The organism is Rickettsia endosymbiont of Oedothorax gibbosus, from assembly GCF_936269705.1.
Taxonomy (GTDB): domain Bacteria; phylum Pseudomonadota; class Alphaproteobacteria; order Rickettsiales; family Rickettsiaceae; genus Tisiphia.
Genome location: NZ_OW370493.1, coordinates 1,994,431 through 2,011,889 on the forward strand (window position 1 = coordinate 1,994,431; position 17,459 = coordinate 2,011,889).

Genomic DNA, 17,459 nt, shown 5'->3' on the forward strand with positions numbered 1-17,459 from the left:
TTTTTAAACAAAAAAACAAACTACAGGCATGAAAAAAGATATCACAGAATTATATAGTTTTATAGATGATTTTTGTAAAATTTATTTGGAGTATGAACAGAGAAAGTTATTACCATCAAATAAGCAAAGAAATCGCTGTTGTAGCATGAGTCTAAGTGAAATGTTAACAATAATAATTATGTTTCATACATCCTATGCTAAGAATTTTAAATTTTTCTATAAAAGTTATATAGAGTGCATGCATAAGGATGATTTTCCCAAAGCCTTGAGTTATAATAGATTTGTTGAATTAATGGCACGATTATTCATACCGCTAAATATGTTGATTCATTTGTTGTTTGGTGAGGAAACAGGTATTTATTTTATTGACTCTACAACGATTAAAGCTTGTCACAATAAAAGGCGTTATAGCAATAAAGTTTTTAAAGGATTAGCCAAACATAGTAAATCCTCTATGGGGTATTTTTATGGTTTTAAATTACATGTAATAATCAATAATAAAGGGGAGTTTATGGCATTAAAAGTGACCAAAGGCAATGTAGATGATAGGGTTCCAGTACCGGAGTTAACAAAAAGATTAACTGGAATTATAGCAGCTGATAAAGGTTATATTAAGCAAAATTTGTTCTTAAATTTATATGAAAGAGGCTTAAAAATGATTCATGGAATTAAGAAGAATATGGAAAATAAATTAATGGATTTGAAAGAAAAAATCTTACTTCGAAAGCGTAACTTAATTGAAACAGTTTTTGATTATCTAAAAAATAAAATGAACCTTGAACATACTAGACATAGATCACCAATAAATGCCTTTGTCCATATATTATCTACTCTTGTTGCTTACTCATTAAAGAAAAATAAACCTTCAACAAAATTTGATTTTAATCTACATGTTCACAATATCCTTATCCCGAATTGACGTAACTTAGGTCAGACTAATGCTGACAGCGATAGTAACGATGACAATCTTGGTAATTCCTTTAAATATAAAAACAAGCTAATTGCTGATTATGGGGAATATAGACCAGCCATAGAGAATTTTTTACGGAACTATTATCAAAAAATGCTACCAACCATTATGGAGATTTTGGGGGTATCTTTTGCTTACCATCGAATATTCTCGCACATTTATGCTGAACTGGAAAATCTATTTTCCGGTAATCCTGAGAGCTTGGCTAAAGTTAAGCAATTATTCTATGACGGGGAAAGGGTAAGCGTATGGTAAAGGTGGTCTTATAAAAGAAGGAAGATTGAAGTATTGTTCTGTGGTAGAAATAACAAAGGAATAATAGTATGAATAAGAGTAGGAGGGATATTACATCTGAACAAAAGAGGCAAATAATTTCAGAGTCATATGTGTCCGGGTGTGTTATATCACAAGTTGCTCAGTCTTATGGAATTTCAAAGGAGACATTATACGGATGGCGTAGTAGGGAAAGGAGAATAAGAGGTGAAGAGGCAGCAGTAAATAATTCAGGCAACAAATTTGTAGAATTATCAATACAGAAAACAACATTACAGGAGACAAGATGTATAATATTAAAAAAAGCTGAATTGACATTTAATGATTTTTCTTTATCAATTGAAGGTAATGTTAGTAGTAGTAAATTATTAGAGATAGTTAAAATATTGGATAGATCATGCTAGATATAGGGTATGATAGCAAGATATATCTTTGTACCGGTTGTACTGACATGCGTAAGGGGATTAACGGTTTATCAATACTGGCACAATCAATATTGTCAGATCAATTTCACAAGAGTGCCTTATTTGTATTTAGGGGTAAAAAGGCTGACCGGATAAAAATATTGTGGTGGGACGGACAAGGTTTTTGTTTATATTACAAATGTCTTGATAGCGGTAAATTTATATGGCCTAAGGTTGACGAGAAGCAATCTGTTGGAATTACCAAAGCCCAGCTATCAATGTTGATAGAAGCTATTGACTGGCGAAATCCAAAATGGTTTAATAGACCTCAATATGCTGGATAAAAATTTGATGTAAAAGTATATATTATATATAACAGTTATGGTTTTTGATTTAAACAATTTACCTAGTGATATACCAGTGTTGCATAAGATGCTTGCGGCATTAAATAATAATATACAGTCACTAATTACAGAGAATCAATCGCTAACTACAGAAAACCAGTCATTAACCACTGAGAATCAATCATTAAGAGAACAGCTGGCATTACTAAAAGCAAAGCGTTATGGGAAATCATCAGAAAAGCTAGATAAACAAATAGAGCAGATTGAGCTTAAAATAGAAGAAAATGAGCTTATTTTAGGATTTAAAACTGAGCAAGATAATGTTAATTCTGATAAGAGTATAGCTACTGTCGATGATAGTAAGCAGAAGCCAAAACGACAAAAATTACCGGAGCATTTACCAAGAGAAGCTGCGGTATTAAAACCTGTTGATCAATGTCCTGCATGTGGTGGAGTGGAATTTCGTAAGATAAGTGATGATATCTCAGAAACATTAGAATATGTTCCATCATCATTTAAGGTGATACGGCATGTAAGGCCACGCTGTGCCTGCACCCACTGTGAGAAGATAGTACAAGCCTACGCACCGTCAAAAGCCATTGATAAAGGTAAGCCGGGGTCTGGGTTACTGGCACATATATTAATTCAGAAATATTGCAATCATCTACCACTATATCGTCAGTCGCAAATTTACGAGAGAGAAGGAGTGGAGATTTCGAGGACAACAATGGCGAGTTGGGCGGGTCAGTGTGCTAGATTGCTAGAGCCAATAGCCAAAGCAATTCAACAATGTATCTTTTCGGGTAAACAGATACATGGTGATGATACACCTGTGAGGGTTCTAGCTCCTGGGATTGGTAAAACCAAGATCGGTAGAATATGGACCTATGTATCATACCAATTGTAATAATTAACACGGTGTGTTTATCCAGTCTCTATACATAATTGATTTTACTAAATCTACATTATGAGCAAATTGATTCCAAGCATAACAAGCCATAGTGACGATATCTTCATATACACCATAACATTGGTTAGACAAGAAATGATTTTTGATCCATTCCCAAACTTGTTCCATTGCATTAAGTTCCGGTGCATAGGGCGGAAGCGGTATCAAAGTGATATTGCTTGGCACAGTTAGTTTTTTGGCTGTGTGCCAACCTGCATTATCCGTTAGTAAAGCTATATGTCGGTTGCCTTGAATAGGACCAGTGTTAAGAACAAGCTCTTTTGCCGCCACTTACAGTTCCTAAAAAAATAATGTTTACACTTTTTTATTGTTAGAGCAAAAAATATATTGCAAAATAATTGTAATATGAATAAAATCGAGTAAATCAATACCGACACTGTGATTTCTAGGAACAGATAAAAATGCAATATAATTTATCATTAGAGGATTTAAATTTATGCAAGAAAAAGAAAGGTCAATCAAATCAGTTAACTTTTGCAATAATGTTAGTGTATTTCAAAAAATACATACAATTTCCCTCTAATAAAGCTAACACAGTTTCGATGCAATTATTGTTACAGGTTGCCAAACATTTAGATATTGATCCAACACAAATTATTACATTTGACTGGGATACACGTACTGGAGAAAGGTATCGTCAGGATATCAGACAGTATTTAGGATATCGTGTAGCAAATGCCAAGGATATTACATTAATAATGAATTATCTTGTAGATGACTTGATACCGCGTCATTTCTCAGATTCAGTGCTACTTGAACAAATACGTACATATTTCATCAAAGATAGAATAGAAATTGTTAATACCAAACAATTAGAAAATTACATTTCGTTAGCTAAACAAAAATTTGAACAACAATTTTTTAGAAAAATATTTGATAATTTAAGTCAAGGAAATCTTCTTTTAATAGATCGCATTCTTAGTAAAAATAGTGATGAGGATAATAACATTATAGAATTATCAGAACTTAAAAAAGATATCTCTGGAGCTAAAATTAAGAATATTCAATGTGCCATAAATAAAATCAATTTACTAGGTCAAATCAAATTATCTGACTGCATAATAGAGTCAGTAGACAGAAAATTATTATTAAAATATTATGAACGTGTGATGGTTTTTGCACCTAGCAATATTCTAGATTTTGCCCCGACTATAAAATATGCCACCATGGCAATATTCTGTAGTGTAAGACTGGAGCTATTGTTGGATGCCTTAATAGATACCATGATTAAACTAATTAAAAAGATGCGAGCCGGAGCAGAGAAGCATGTAGACCGTCATATTCTTCAGGAAGTTAAGCGTGTTGACGGAAAGTTTGATATTCTAGAAAAGTTGGCTATACTAAATGCAAAAAATCCTAAAAGCATTATTGAGGACAAAGTTTATCCGGTAGTGCCTCAGGAGAAGCTGGAAGAAGTAATTGAAGATCTACAACATCGTGGTAGTAAGTGGTATCAGGCTCAGGTGCGAGAAAAAATGCATACCACCTATGCTTATGGCAATAGAGGTAGTCTACTTGCGATAATAAGAATATTACAAATTTCTGAAGATCATATTGATTATCAACCTATCTTAAAGGCAATTCGTTTTATCAACCAATACTGGAATGAATCAGATTTAGCTTACTATATTAATATCCCACCAATCAATAGAGCTATCCCACAGAACTGGTATAACGTCAATTCGGGATAAGGATATTGTGAACATGTAGATTAAAATCAAATTTTGTTGAAGGTTTATTTTTCTTTAATGAGTAAGCAACAAGAGTAGATAATATATGGACAAAGGCATTTATTGGTGATCTATGTCTAGTATGTTCAAGGTTCATTTTATTTTTTAGATAATCAAAAACTGTTTCAATTAAGTTACGCTTTCGAAGTAAGATTTTTTCTTTCAAATCCATTAATTTATTTTCCATATTCTTCTTAATTCCATGAATCATTTTTAAGCCTCTTTCATATAAATTTAAGAACAAATTTTGCTTAATATAACCTTTATCAGCTGCTATAATTCCAGTTAATCTTTTTGTTAACTCCGGTACTGGAACCCTATCATCTACATTGCCTTTGGTCACTTTTAATGCCATAAACTCCCCTTTATTATTGATTATTACATGTAATTTAAAACCATAAAAATACCCCATAGAGGATTTACTATGTTTGGCCAATCCTTTAAAAACTTTATTGCTATAACGCCTTTTATTGTGACAAGCTTTAATCGTTGTAGAGTCAATAAAATAAATACCTGTTTCCTCACCAAACAACAAATGAATCAACATATTTAGCGGTATGAATAATCGTGCCATTAATTCAACAAATCTATTATAACTCAAGGCTTTGGGAAAATCATCCTTATGCATGCACTCTATATAACTTTTATAGAAAAATTTAAAATTCTTAGCATAGGATGTATGAAACATAATTATTATTGTTAACATTTCACTTAGACTCATGCTACAACAGCGATTTCTTTGCTTATTTGATGGTAATAACTTTCTCTGTTCATACTCCAAATAAATTTTACAAAAATCATCTATAAAACTATATAATTCTGTGATATCTTTTTTCATGCCTGTAGTTTGTTTTTTTGTTTAAAAATATAAATACTGCAGGCACTCCTTTTTGACAATCCTTTTATCTATTACTATTTCATCTATATCTTATCCCGAACTGACGTAGATTGATAAAAAGCATTTTTGATATGATCAAAGCCATAGGTAAATAATGAAAACAATTGTCTTTCAATGGTTTTGTACCGTTTTATTCGGATGGGATTTAAGGCATTTTGTATTATTCCATTTTTGACTATTAAAGCTGAAGCAATAGCAGTTATCACTAATAATTTTTCAAATCTATCCAATTTTACAATGTGACTTTTTTCAATATCAAAACCACCGCTTTTTAGGTGCAAAAATAGTCGTTCAACACTCCAACGAAATTTATATAAAGCAAAAATATCTTGCTCTATTTCAATTGAAGATACCAGAACCATCAGCTCGCTCTTATCATTTCTATATGCGGTAAAATTAACCTTTCTATTCCATAATATACCACTACAAGCCCTATACTCTAAGGCTTTAACATCACTAAATATTCTTTCAATGGTTAAAGTTCTTAAACCTTTTGTAAGACGAATTTTATGATCCATTTTTAATGGAATAACAAACTTTAGATGGTTATTTATCAGAAAGTCTAACCATTCTTTATTCATAAATTCTCTATCAGCAAGCAAATATTTTATTCTTTCAACGCCAAAATTATTAATAAATTTCTGTAAAAATTCCTTCATAAATTCTGCAGAACACCCGCCACCATGCGACAAAGTCTTCCAGAATATTGGCACCGATATTTTACCAATTACCATTACTAAAAATAAAATATTAATATCGGATTTACCAAATTTCCAACTTGTCCTATCCATTGCTACGACATAATTTTTTGAAGCAAAAAAGCTTAATAGCAAATAGCCAACCTTCATATAATCAAAATTAAAATCTTTTAAAAAACGATAAATTCTATGAGTTTTTGACGTCGCTTTAGCATCACCTAAAATACCAAGTGCTAAACCTTTTTGATAAATTGAGCTGCCCGTCAGCAAACTAATTACCATACCAACCAAACATTTTAATCTTGATTTATTTCCGTCTATATATAAAATCAATTCTTGAAGTATTATATTATGCATTTTGTTATAAAAATACCTACCTTATACTACTTCACACCACTCTAAATCAACCATTCTTCTTCATCTTCTCAAAATTGTAGGGTACTATAAGGAAGCACTATCATCGGCATTCATGAGGTGTATGGAAAAATTTATGACCAACTTGGTTTTAATAGAATCTTACCTAATCCTGCCAGGGAAGTGTCAAGCATAAACATAATACGCAATGTTGTTTTAGCTCGTATTGCTAACCCAACTAGTAAGCGTGAAACAGTCAATTTATTGGTCAATAATTATGGAGTAGATTTAAAGCTTGATTCGGTATACAAAACTATGGATAAAATAGATGATAAGGTGGTTGAGAAAATCGAGCAGTGTGCTTTACTTAGCACTCAAAAGTTGTTTAAAGAAAAAATCGATGTACTATTTTATGATGCAACAACTCTTTATTTTGAATCATTTACTGAAGATGAGTTGAAGAGTAAGGGGTTTAGTAAAGATCATAAATTCAATGAAGTACAGGTAATGCTGAGCATTTTTGTTACTAATAATGGTATTCCAATCGGTTATGAGATATTTCCTGGGGCGACCTATGAAGGTCATACTTTATTGAAAGCTTTAGATAGCTTGAAAGGCAGGTTTGCTATTGATAAAGTAGTGTTTGTAGCAGACAGCGGTATGTTGAATAATGAAAATTTAGCTCTATTAGAACAGGCTGGCTATCAATATATAGTAGGTGCTAAAATTAAGAATATGACTAAGGATATTACAGCTAAAATCTTAAATAATGATGATTATCAGCCATTAACCGTTGATGCAGAAGAATATAGGGAAAAATAATTGAACTAGCTGAAAAGGGTCGCAAACTGATTATGAGCTATAGTAGCAAAAGGGCTTATAAAGATGCTCAAGATAGAGAGCAAGCATTGAAGAAATTAATGAAAAAAAGTAAAGGAGTTAAGTCGTTAATTTCTGCTAGTGGTTATAAAAAATATTTAATAATTAATAATAATGATAAGTTTACAGTAAACGAGCAAAAGATAGAGGAAGATAGCAAATGGGATGGTTTGCATGGAGTTATTAGTAACCTAGAAAATGTTGATGTAGCGTATATATTGTCTCGTTATAAAGGATTGTGGCAAATTGAAGAAACATTTCGAATTAGTAAACACGATATTAAGATTAGACCAATTTATCATTGGAGTCCTAGCAGAATCAAGGCACATATTGCTTTATGTTTTATGGCGTTAGTATGTATCAGGCATTTAGAATATCGAGTAAATTTACAGTCAATTAAACTATCACCGGAACGATTACGTAAGGCACTAATTGGGGTGGAGATTACCAGTGTAGTACACATTAAAGATAAAGGAGTATTTGGCATTCCATCCCCGGTATCAGATGAGGCAAAGATTATTTATAAAGCAATGAATTTACCGATTAGCACTATTCCTTATTTAATATCATCAGGAGAGTAAAAGAAATAATCAAGTAGTAAAGCTAATAATTATTATACCAATTGCAATAATTAACGCAGTGGTGTAAAATGGGTTTTTAACTGATAAAGGTACTCAAATGGCTAGGTTAATATTACCACAAGGTTTTCATGGTCATGATTTTATAAAAATGATGAAACATGAGCCGCATGGTCGAAATCGTATACGTTTATTGGCGATGTATCACCTTCAATTAGGCAAATCTTTAAAAGCCATATCTGAAATAGTGAAGTCACACTGGAAAACTGTGCAATCATGGCTCAGAAGATTTAGGAATCATGGTTTTGAAGGATTATTTGAATCACAAAGAAGCGGCGCCCCTAGGAAGATTAACACTATACAAGAGTCTGCTCTTTTTGATAAAATCAATACGCTCAGTGAAAGTAAAACTGGTGGGTATATAACTGGAAAGGAGCTACATATCATGTTACTTGAGGAATATGGTGCTAAATGCGCTTTAAAAACAGTCTACAATACTATGCACCGCCTTGGTTTTAGCTGGATTACTTCTCGTTCAATGCATCCAAAGTCAAATCAAGAGACTCAAAATACATATAAAAAAACTTCCCAGACATGTTAACAAAATTATTACCAAAAAATATCGATAGATGTAAAGTTGATATATGGTCTCAGGATGAAACTCGAGTTGGGCAACAAGGTAGCTTAACTCGTATATGGGCTAAGCGTGGCACTAGACCCCGTAAAGTTCGGCAACAGCAATTCATTTCAACATATATTTATGGAGCTGCTTGCCATGATACAGGAGAAGCTTTTGCATTAATTTTACCATATGCAAACACACAGGCAATGAATAAATTCTTAGAAGAGCTTTCTCGCAGTATTCAAGGCAACCGACATATAGCTTTACTAACGGATAATGCAGGTTGGCACACAGCCAAAAAACTAACTGTGCCAAGCAATATCACTTTGATACCGCTTCCGCCCTATGCACCGGAACTTAATGCAATGGAACAAGTTTGGGAATGGATCAAAAATCATTTCTTGTCTAACCAATGTTATGGTGTATATGAAGATATCGTCACTATGGCTTGTTACGCTTGGAATCAATTTGCTCATAATGTAGATTTAGTAAAATCAATTATGTATAGAGACTGGATAAACACACCGTGTTAATTATTGCAATTGGTATTAGAGGATTATTTTGAAATTTTTATATTCGAACAAATATGTGTAGCGACAACTAAAATAAATAATTTGTTGTGCCTACAAATTTTATCATTTCCTCTTCTGTCAGCCATTTTTTGGCACAACAACACTGAAGTCGGGTTAAAGAGTTAATGAATAAGTATTCTGAACAAAATCCGTAAGTATGTCGAGGCTCTAGAAGCCGTGGGAATGAGAGGTTACTCAAGGATATTTATAAGAATGCAGAAACCATTATGGCACTCGATGCCGAATATATGACCGCTTCCTTTGTGGCTCTATTTTTTTATTTTCTTTGTTGACAAATTCACTCGTCCATATATGACAAATTTTGCGTTTAAAGATAGATGTTGTGACTCGGATATATTCAAATTTCCTTCAAACAACCTACTATTTATAAGCTCTGCAAAAAACTTGATTATTGAGTTTTACTTATAGGCGTCGCTCCATCGTTCCTAGCTTCAAATTCCCCTGAATCGACTATAACACTAATTGGGTTAGCTATATTTAATCTCCCTTTTAAAACTTTGATATAAAACTGGAATAACAAATATAGTAAATAGAGTACCAATAGTCATACCACCCACTATTACTAAACCAATAGACTTTTGAGATTCGGCTCCTGCTCCTGAGGCGATAACTAATGATACTGCCCCAAAAATGGTTGCTAAAGTAGTCATTAGAATTGGTCTAAGCCTTAAGCTAGAAGCTTTAGTTACAGCTTCTCTAATATTTAATCCTTGGCTTCTTAAGTTATTAGTAAATTCTACGATCATAATAGAATTTTTTGTGATCAAACCAATTAAAGTGAGCAAGCCAATACCACTATACATATTAAACGTATTACCAAATATCCAGAGTGCTAATACGCCACCAGTAAATGAAAATGGTACAGCAATAAGGATTAATATCGGATCAATAAAACTTTCAAATTGTGCTGAAAGCACTAAGTAAATAAACAATAAAGCAAATAAGAACGTAGTAGTCATAGTACCTTCTGATTCAGCCTTTTTCTTAATTTTGCCAATATATTCTAGAATAGTGGTATTATTATCCAATAATTCATTAGCTATGTTATTCACTTGCTTTATTGCATCGGTAATTTTTTGGTTTGGGGCTAAATCTGCAAAGATGGTTACTGATCTAGCATTATTATAATGATTATAATATTTGATAGATACTTTCTCAACTATATTAGCCACGACATTTAATGGCAATAAATTATTAGTTGGTTTATTGGTTGGTATAAGTATCTTACTAAAGTGATCGATATTACTACGATGTTTTAAATTATATTGCATAGTTATATCATACAATTCATTGCCCATTCTAAAATCACCAAGCTGCTTTCCTGCTAGCAAATATTGCAATGTTAACCCTATATTTTCTAAACTCACACCATAAAGGTAAGCTTTATCTCGGTTAACAATTACGTCAATGATCGGAGAGAAATCTACATTACTATAAACATTCATATTCATAAAAGCTGGTTTTTTCTTCATAGCCCCCACGAATTTCTCTGATATTTGAACTAATTGCTCATATTCAAGCGAGGATTGCAAAGTAAATTCCACAGCATGTCCAGCATTGCCGCTAATTGGTGAACGATGTGGCACTGCAAAAGCCGATATTCCGGTTATTTGTTGAAATTGTTGATTAAGTAAGTTTATTATAGTTGTTTGTGACATTGACCTTACCTTCCAATCTTTAAGAGGCACAAAACCATGACCACTACCTCCTTGATTAATCATCATCAAATAACCTAATATATCTTTGTAAGAACTAAGTATTTTATCAACTTCTATTACTGCTTTTTCTGATTGTTCACTATTAGAGCCTTTAGGACTAGAGAAGAAAATCTGCACTAAGCCATCATCTTCCTGGGGAATAAACACCTTTTGGACAAAGATAAAACTAACGACTAGCAGCACTAAAGATAGGGCAATAATAAGTGAAAATTGCTTTTTATGATCAAAAGCAAGATTTAAATAGACCAAATACTTGCTTTGGACTAATTTAATAAACTGGTCAAATTTAACTAAAAACCCTAAGGAAGGTTGGTCATTTTTGCCAATCATGCGACTTGCCATCATTGGCGTCAAAGTTAAAGCAACAAAACCAGAAACTAACACACAGAATGCTAAGGTCCAAGCAAATTCAATGAATAACTTACCCATAGATCCATCAATAAAACCTATTGGTAAGAATACTGAGGCAAGTGTTATAGTCATTGCTATAATAGCAAAACCAATTTCCTTAGATGCCAGGATGGCAGATTCCATAGCAGAATGCCCCATCTCATTGTATCTAAAAATATTTTCCAGCATTACTATTGCATCATCTACCACCAAACCAATAGCCAATATCATTGCTAAAAGGGTAAATGTGTTAATAGAAAACCCTAAATAATACATGAAAATAAATGTACCAATCAACGATACCGGAATAGTTACAAGTGGTATCAAAGTGATTCTTGCTGATGCCAGGAATAAATATACTACTATTATAACTAAAATTAATGCTTCAAAGATCGTGAAGAATACTGATTTGACTGAGGCATTAACTGGAATTGACGCATCATAGGCTATATCAATTGTTATATTTTTAGGTAGATTATTTTTAATTTTATCTAGTGACGACCTAACTTCTTTAGATAAATCAAGAAAGTTTGCCTTTGATTGTTTTCTCAGTGTAAGTGCTACCGAGCTTTTGCCGTTATATCTAAAAATTACATCATCTTCTGGAGGAGCTAAATATATTTTAGCAATATCTTGTAACCTTAATATACTAGTATCGTTCACTTTTAATATAATTTGTTCAAACTGTTCCGGTTTACTTAAAGAACCATCTAATCTTATATCAAAATCACGACTGGCGGTTTTAATAGTTCCCACCGGATAAGAAATAGTTTGTTTTTTTATAGCATTTTCAATTTCCAACACCGACATTTTATGCTGATATAATTTTACCGGATCTGGCTCTATCCGCATAGAATAATCTTTACCATATACTTTAACCTCACCTATTGTTTCAAGTTTATCTAAAACACTTTTAACACTCTCTCGAACAATTTTAGTTAATTGTAAATCACTATATACATCACTACTAACAGTTAAGATCAAATCAACAAACTTATTTCCATCTTGCTTACTAACACGAGGTGCTTGCATATCTTTTGGAAATATACGACTTATCTCAGCAATCTTAGATCGAACATCGTTTAAGGATACTTCGATATTAGCCGATGATAAAAATGTTAAAGAGATATGGCTACTACCTGTCGCACTTTGGGAAGTGATAGAATCAAGATTTTTTATAGTTTTTAGAGCCTTTTCAATACGAGTGGTAATCTCTTTTTCCATATAAAGAGCATCTGCCCCAGGATAATATGCATGTACTGTTATTACAGGAAAAGAGATATCGGGAATCCCCCTAATTTGTAGTTTAGTAAAAAATACAGCTCCTAAAATAACAATTACTAGACTCAGAACTGTTGCAAATACTGGGCGCTTGATGCATATTTCACTTAAATACATATAAACAAATCCTACTCAATACCAATTGTTAATTTTTTCTCAAGAATTTTGGCTAGGTTACTAATAATTATTACCATAACATAATAACAAAGCCCTGCTATTAACAGAGGCGTAAAATAAGTAAAATGTTCAGCCGATACTAGCTGAGCTCTCCGCATTAAATCCATTCCACCGATCGTTGATATAATCGATGATTCTTTGATTAGGTTAATAAGCTCATTAACCAGTGAAGGTAAAATATTTCTTATAGCTTGCGGTAAGATGATATCTTTGATCATTAATCTTTCAGGTATGCCTAACGCCTTAGCCGCTTCAATCTGCCCCTTATCAACAGCATTCATTCCAGCTCTAATTATTTCCGAAACATATGCCCCTGAATTTAATGAGAAAGCTATGGTACCTGCAGCGAATACCCCAAGCTTAATACCAATTACCCCAGGCAAACCAAAATAAATTATGCTAAGTTGGATAAGTAGTGGTGTACCACGAAAAATTGATGTATAAAAATTAGCAAATAGCCTTAAGGCATGACTTTTGCTTACCTTACAAATTGCTAGTAAAGTACCGATAATCAATCCAAATAGCACTGAAACTAAGCTATATTTCAGTGTTACTACCATCCCTTCCATAATAAAATATATAGAAGAAAAATCAAGTAATTGCTCAAACATCTAATATTTCCAACTGTCGGTATGACTAATCCATTCCTTAGTATTACCTATCCGTTCATCTGCTAATTTAGCTAATATTTTCTCGTCTAAAGACACTAATAATCGTTTAGCTAACACAAGATCGCTCCAATTTATTTATTATTATTCAATTGTACCACATTTGTAACTCGATAATCAAATTTTTTGCAGAGTTCTGTCAATTTGTTTTATTTATCATTATAAATTCATTTGCTATAATATAAACTTTATAATAATTTAAAATTAGCGAAAATTTTAAGTTAAGTTATAGAGATTATGATGAGTAAAAAATTAAACGAAAAAAATACAATTCTTTGTATTTCAGGTGGTGGAGTAAAAGGAATAGCTGCGTTAGTTATCCTTGCAAAAATAGAACAGATTACAGGGCTACCTATATCTAAATTATTTAACATTATTTCTGGTACTAGCGTTGGTGGGTTAATTGCTGCGTTGTTAACGCTCCCTAAAGAACAAGGGTCGAAAGAGCCTTGTTATTCAGCCAAAGAAGCTTTAGAATTATTTGAGAATAGTGCTGCTGAAATCTTCCCTAAAAGTTGCTTTAACTGTGGAATAATAAAACACAAATATAGCCCAGAACCTTTGGAAGAAATGTTGAAAAAACATTTAGGGGACAATAGATTAATCGATACTCTCTGTCGTCTTATTATACCAGTTGCTAATTTGATCGAGGGAAGAGATAGCATAAAGGTCTTTGATAGCGAGGATAAACATAGCATACATATTAGAATAAAGGATGTACTTCGTGCAACTACTGCAGCACCGACCTATTTTTCAGTAGTTGCTAATAGTGAGGCTGTACGCGATTATGACTACGCTGCTGTATAGCAATTATCTTTTATCTAAATTTTCAAAAAAATATTTATCTAAATAATAAAACAACGTTTTTGTTGAATAAGTTTATGGCAAACTTCAAGTAGCTTACGCATACAAGCAACTATCGCAACTTTCTTAGGTTTAAAATTATTAACAAGCCTATTGTATAAAGTTTTTAAATATTGAAAACCATTTTTGCCAGTTAATACCGCCATGTATAAAGCATCCCGTGGTATTTTTCTGCCTCCCCTAATAAATCTTCGTCCTTGCTTATTACCACTATCACGGGCGTACGGAGCTATCCCCACAATTGCTGACAATTCATTACTACTATAATTTTTATCCCCTAATTCAGGTACAAAACTAATTAGTTTTGTAGCCAAACATTTACCAATACCAGGTACAGTCTCTAATATTTTTACCTTCTCTTTTAACTCTTCTGACTCATCTATTGTTTTGTTTAACTTCTTATCAAGCTCAGCTATTTCATTTTGTAAGAATTTAATGTGTTTTTCTATACTATCTTTATCAATACCATCAATACTATGATGTAGTCTTTTCTTTTCATTGCTAAGCATTAATACTAAATCTTCTCGTCTTTGCTTATATCTCTTCAAATTCTCTGATTCAACTTGATATATATAATTCGCTGAAAGCTGCATCTTATCACCATAATATGCTAATTTAAATGCATCCTTCCTATCAGTTTTACACAAATTTACCGATTTACTAAAAGAATTAAAACTATATGTATTGACCTTATGTATTTGTTGCTTATTATTATACAGCTTTTGACAAATCTCAGCTTCGTATCCTCCAGTGGGTTCACATATTATTAGCTTAATCTCTTGCTCTTTTGCTAATTTAATCACCTCTTCATGACCAGCTGCATCATTGGCAAAACGATGATATTTAGGTTTATCGCTTGTATTATATACACATATATCAAGCCATTGTTTACTTACATCTAGACCTATTATTTTACTCATGATATAATCTCCTTCGTCTTATTGTGCAAGGCTGCTACTTCCAACACCTTCTGCAATTTGTTCAAAGCAAACTTTGTAAGAGGGTACTTATTCTATGCTCGATTATCTCAATCAAGTACCCCTCAAATCACCCTCTTACCATTACTTATATCATAATTTAAAGATATAAGTACCCTACAATTTTGAGAAGATGAAGAAGAATGGTTGATTTAGAGTGGTGTGAAGTAGTATAAGGTAGGTATTTTTATAACAAAATGCATAATATAATACTTCAAGAATTGATTTTATATATAGACGGAAATAAATCAAGATTAAAATGTTTGGTTGGTATGGTAATTAGTTTGCTGACGGGCAGCTCAATTTATCAAAAAGGTTTAGCACTTGGTATTTTAGGTGATGCTAAAGCGACGTCAAAAACTCATAGAATTTATCGTTTTTTAAAAGATTTTAATTTTGATTATATGAAGGTTGGCTATTTGCTATTAAGCTTTTTTGCTTCAAAAAATTATGTCGTAGCAATGGATAGGACAAGTTGGAAATTTGGTAAATCCGATATTAATATTTTATTTTTAGTAATGGTAATTGGTAAAATATCGGTGCCAATATTCTGGAAGACTTTGTCGCATGGTGGCGGGTGTTCTGCAGAATTTATGAAGGAATTTTTACAGAAATTTATTAATAATTTTGGCGTTGAAAGACTCAATAACTAACCAGCTGAAGCTGGTAGGTTGAAGTTGCGACTAGAAGTCACGGATTTACTCTAAAGAGATATTCATTACATTATTAGGCTGATGTGCATCTGAATGATTGTTAATGTAGTTATTGATTATATCATCAGTGACATTACCACTGGTTGAGCTAAAGAAGCCCCTAGCCCAAAAGTGGCGTCCCCAGTAAGTTTTTCTAATTTCAGGAAATTCTTGCTGAATTTTATATGATGAACGTCCTTTAGCTGCTTTAACAAACTGACTAATGGATATATGAGGTGGAATTTCAGCCATAATATGGACATGATCGGCAGATAATATTCCATTGATGATTTTGATACCAAGATATTCTGCTACCTGAGCAATAATTTCTCTAATTCTAATCCTGAGGTTACCTGTGAGTACTTTGTATCGATACTTAGTAATCCAAACGATATGGAAGCGGTGGTAAAATACGGTGTGGCTAGACTTACTATAATCAGTCATATATATTATTCTCTATTCAGAGAATAATATATATGATAACATTAGTAAATTGAAATATTTTAGAACAAGGACTGAAGTCTTTTCCGGCTGAAGCCGGAGGTTTTAACCAAATTTTGGGACAATAAAATATTTGCTTGCTGATAGAGAATTTATGAATAAAGAATGGTTAGACTTTCTGATAAATAACCATCTAAAGTTTGTTATTCCATTAAAAATGGATCATAAAATTCGTCTTACAAAAGGTTTAAGAACTTTAACCATTGAAAGAATATTTAGTGATGTTAAAGCCTTAGAGTATAGGGCTTGTAGTGGTATATTATGGAATAGAAAGGTTAATTTTACCGCATATAGAAATGATAAGAGCGAGCTGATGGTTCTGGTGTCTTCAATTGAAATAGAGCAAGATATTTTTGCTTTATATAAATTTCGTTGGAGTGTTGAACGACTATTTTTGCACCTAAAAAGCGGTGGTTTTGATATTGAAAAAAGTCACATTGTAAAATTGGATAGATTTGAAAAATTATTAGTGATAACTGCTATTGCTTCAGCTTTAATAGTCAAAAATGGAATAATACAAAATGCCTTAAATCCCATCCGAATAAAACGGTACAAAACCATTGAAAGACAATTGTTTTCATTATTTACCTATGGCTTTGATCATATCAAAAATGCTTTTTATCAATCTACAACAGCCATAACGCAGCTAATATCCACATTATTAATACCTCCCAAACAAAAACTTTTTTCTATCCTAATACCATCTTTACAAAAATTGTAGGGTACTTATATCTTTAAATTATGATATAAGTAATGGTAAGAGGGTGATTTGAGGGGTACTTGATTGAGATAATCGAGCATAGAATAAGTACCCTCTTACAAAGTTTGCTTTGAACAAATTGCAGAAGGTGTTGGAAGTAGCAGCCTTGCACAATAAG

The 17,459-nt window shown here is 32.4% G+C and carries 17 protein-coding genes and 1 pseudogene; 11 read left to right on the plus strand and 7 right to left on the minus strand.

Going from position 1 to position 17,459, the window contains the following annotated elements; genetic code table 11:
• The first annotated feature begins 28 nt into the window (after nucleotides 1-28).
• The 4 genes from NBW66_RS10980 (at nucleotide 29) to tnpC (ending at nucleotide 2,898) form a co-directional block, all read left to right on the plus strand.
• Nucleotides 29-919: an IS982 family transposase gene (locus tag NBW66_RS10980; protein ID WP_250310582.1), complete on the plus strand. Its 891-nt coding sequence runs from the start codon at nucleotides 29-31 to the stop codon at nucleotides 917-919.
• Between the two features lie 374 nt (nucleotides 920-1,293).
• A complete protein-coding gene (locus NBW66_RS10985; RefSeq protein WP_250311005.1) occupies nucleotides 1,294-1,647 on the plus strand; it encodes a transposase in 354 nt (117 codons plus the stop codon).
• Nucleotides 1,641-1,991 (plus strand): IS66 family insertion sequence element accessory protein TnpB, encoded by a 351-nt coding sequence (gene tnpB / locus NBW66_RS10990; protein ID WP_250311006.1) that lies wholly within the window; start codon nucleotides 1,641-1,643, stop codon nucleotides 1,989-1,991. Before NBW66_RS10985 ends, tnpB begins: the two co-directional genes overlap by 7 nt.
• Nucleotides 1,992-2,067: 76 nt before the next feature.
• Nucleotides 2,068-2,898 carry an IS66 family transposase gene (gene tnpC, locus NBW66_RS10995; RefSeq protein WP_250311007.1) on the plus strand — a complete coding sequence of 277 codons (831 nt, stop codon included), beginning with the start codon at nucleotides 2,068-2,070 and terminating at the stop codon, nucleotides 2,896-2,898.
• Nucleotides 2,899-2,901: 3 nt separating this feature from the next.
• On the opposite strand, the gene NBW66_RS11000 is transcribed toward tnpC, so the two are convergent.
• Complete coding sequence (locus tag NBW66_RS11000; RefSeq protein WP_250311008.1) at nucleotides 2,902-3,231, minus strand: transposase; 330 nt, start codon at nucleotides 3,229-3,231, stop codon at nucleotides 2,902-2,904.
• Nucleotides 3,232-3,362: 131 nt separating this feature from the next.
• Here NBW66_RS11000 and NBW66_RS11005 point away from each other — a divergent pair, with 131 nt between their 5' ends.
• Nucleotides 3,363-4,652 carry a DUF4158 domain-containing protein gene (locus tag NBW66_RS11005; RefSeq protein ID WP_250311009.1) on the plus strand — a complete coding sequence of 430 codons (1,290 nt, stop codon included), beginning with the start codon at nucleotides 3,363-3,365 and terminating at the stop codon, nucleotides 4,650-4,652.
• Here the strand turns inward: NBW66_RS11005 and NBW66_RS11010 are convergent.
• Nucleotides 4,639-5,529 carry an IS982 family transposase gene (locus NBW66_RS11010; protein WP_250310582.1) on the minus strand — a complete coding sequence of 297 codons (891 nt, stop codon included), beginning with the start codon at nucleotides 5,527-5,529 and terminating at the stop codon, nucleotides 4,639-4,641. The two genes, NBW66_RS11005 and NBW66_RS11010, sit on opposite strands and share 14 nt — an antisense overlap.
• An 83-nt stretch (nucleotides 5,530-5,612) precedes the next feature.
• Nucleotides 5,613-6,644 (minus strand): transposase, encoded by a 1,032-nt coding sequence (locus tag NBW66_RS11015; protein ID WP_250311010.1) that lies wholly within the window; start codon nucleotides 6,642-6,644, stop codon nucleotides 5,613-5,615.
• Nucleotides 6,645-6,734: 90 nt separating this feature from the next.
• On the opposite strand from NBW66_RS11015, the pseudogene NBW66_RS15330 reads away from it, so the two are divergent.
• From NBW66_RS15330 to NBW66_RS11035, 3 genes and pseudogenes are all read left to right on the plus strand, one after another.
• Nucleotides 6,735-8,101 (plus strand): annotated as a pseudogene (locus tag NBW66_RS15330) (IS1634 family transposase); the annotation flags it as partial.
• A gap of 97 nt (nucleotides 8,102-8,198) precedes the next feature.
• On the plus strand, nucleotides 8,199-8,699 hold the full coding sequence (locus NBW66_RS11030) for a helix-turn-helix domain-containing protein (RefSeq protein WP_250310542.1): 501 nt from the start codon (nucleotides 8,199-8,201) through the stop codon (nucleotides 8,697-8,699).
• A complete protein-coding gene (locus NBW66_RS11035) occupies nucleotides 8,693-9,253 on the plus strand; it encodes an IS630 family transposase (protein ID WP_250310543.1) in 561 nt (186 codons plus the stop codon). Before NBW66_RS11030 ends, NBW66_RS11035 begins: the two co-directional genes overlap by 7 nt.
• Nucleotides 9,254-9,780: 527 nt before the next feature.
• Here the strand turns inward: NBW66_RS11035 and NBW66_RS11040 are convergent.
• Together NBW66_RS11040 and NBW66_RS11045 are read right to left on the minus strand one after the other, a co-directional pair.
• Nucleotides 9,781-12,819: an efflux RND transporter permease subunit gene (locus NBW66_RS11040; RefSeq protein WP_250311013.1), complete on the minus strand. Its 3,039-nt coding sequence runs from the start codon at nucleotides 12,817-12,819 to the stop codon at nucleotides 9,781-9,783.
• 11 nt (nucleotides 12,820-12,830) lie between these two features.
• Complete coding sequence (locus NBW66_RS11045; RefSeq protein ID WP_250311014.1) at nucleotides 12,831-13,490, minus strand: amino acid ABC transporter permease; 660 nt, start codon at nucleotides 13,488-13,490, stop codon at nucleotides 12,831-12,833.
• 297 nt (nucleotides 13,491-13,787) lie between these two features.
• Here NBW66_RS11045 and NBW66_RS11050 point away from each other — a divergent pair, with 297 nt between their 5' ends.
• Complete coding sequence (locus NBW66_RS11050) at nucleotides 13,788-14,354, plus strand: patatin-like phospholipase family protein (RefSeq protein ID WP_250311015.1); 567 nt, start codon at nucleotides 13,788-13,790, stop codon at nucleotides 14,352-14,354.
• 38 nt (nucleotides 14,355-14,392) lie between these two features.
• On the opposite strand, the gene NBW66_RS11055 is transcribed toward NBW66_RS11050, so the two are convergent.
• Nucleotides 14,393-15,331 (minus strand): IS110 family RNA-guided transposase, encoded by a 939-nt coding sequence (locus NBW66_RS11055; RefSeq protein WP_250310767.1) that lies wholly within the window; start codon nucleotides 15,329-15,331, stop codon nucleotides 14,393-14,395.
• Between the two features lie 254 nt (nucleotides 15,332-15,585).
• Between NBW66_RS11055 and NBW66_RS11060 the strand changes: the two genes are divergently transcribed.
• On the plus strand, nucleotides 15,586-16,041 hold the full coding sequence (locus NBW66_RS11060) for a hypothetical protein (RefSeq protein ID WP_250311016.1): 456 nt from the start codon (nucleotides 15,586-15,588) through the stop codon (nucleotides 16,039-16,041).
• A gap of 45 nt (nucleotides 16,042-16,086) precedes the next feature.
• Here the strand turns inward: NBW66_RS11060 and tnpA are convergent, their stop codons facing one another.
• Entirely contained in the window at nucleotides 16,087-16,524 is a 438-nt protein-coding gene (gene tnpA / locus NBW66_RS11065; protein WP_250310592.1) for an IS200/IS605 family transposase, read from the minus strand.
• Between the two features lie 130 nt (nucleotides 16,525-16,654).
• Between tnpA and NBW66_RS11070 the strand changes: the two genes are divergently transcribed.
• On the plus strand, nucleotides 16,655-17,302 hold the full coding sequence (locus NBW66_RS11070) for a transposase (protein WP_284346684.1): 648 nt from the start codon (nucleotides 16,655-16,657) through the stop codon (nucleotides 17,300-17,302).
• Nucleotides 17,303-17,459: the final 157 nt, after the last annotated feature.

Excerpts from the sequence above, each read along its gene's own strand:
- NBW66_RS11055 (WP_250310767.1), bottom strand. The coding sequence starts at position 15,331 with ATGAGTAAAATAATAGGTCTAGATGTAAGTAAACAATGGCTTGATATA.
- NBW66_RS11035 (WP_250310543.1), top strand. The coding sequence starts at position 8,693 with ATGTTAACAAAATTATTACCAAAAAATATCGATAGATGTAAAGTTGAT.
- NBW66_RS11010 (WP_250310582.1), bottom strand. The coding sequence starts at position 5,529 with ATGAAAAAAGATATCACAGAATTATATAGTTTTATAGATGATTTTTGT.
- tnpB (WP_250311006.1), top strand. The coding sequence starts at position 1,641 with ATGCTAGATATAGGGTATGATAGCAAGATATATCTTTGTACCGGTTGT.
- NBW66_RS11045 (WP_250311014.1), bottom strand. The coding sequence starts at position 13,490 with ATGTTTGAGCAATTACTTGATTTTTCTTCTATATATTTTATTATGGAA.
- tnpA (WP_250310592.1), bottom strand. The coding sequence starts at position 16,524 with ATGACTGATTATAGTAAGTCTAGCCACACCGTATTTTACCACCGCTTC.
- NBW66_RS10980 (WP_250310582.1), top strand. The coding sequence starts at position 29 with ATGAAAAAAGATATCACAGAATTATATAGTTTTATAGATGATTTTTGT.
- NBW66_RS11015 (WP_250311010.1), bottom strand. The coding sequence starts at position 6,644 with ATGCATAATATAATACTTCAAGAATTGATTTTATATATAGACGGAAAT.
- NBW66_RS11060 (WP_250311016.1), top strand. The coding sequence starts at position 15,586 with ATGCATAATATAATACTTCAAGAATTGATTTTATATATAGACGGAAAT.
- NBW66_RS11040 (WP_250311013.1), bottom strand. The coding sequence starts at position 12,819 with ATGTATTTAAGTGAAATATGCATCAAGCGCCCAGTATTTGCAACAGTT.
- NBW66_RS11005 (WP_250311009.1), top strand. The coding sequence starts at position 3,363 with ATGCAATATAATTTATCATTAGAGGATTTAAATTTATGCAAGAAAAAG.
- NBW66_RS11030 (WP_250310542.1), top strand. The coding sequence starts at position 8,199 with ATGGCTAGGTTAATATTACCACAAGGTTTTCATGGTCATGATTTTATA.
- NBW66_RS11050 (WP_250311015.1), top strand. The coding sequence starts at position 13,788 with ATGAGTAAAAAATTAAACGAAAAAAATACAATTCTTTGTATTTCAGGT.
- NBW66_RS10985 (WP_250311005.1), top strand. The coding sequence starts at position 1,294 with ATGAATAAGAGTAGGAGGGATATTACATCTGAACAAAAGAGGCAAATA.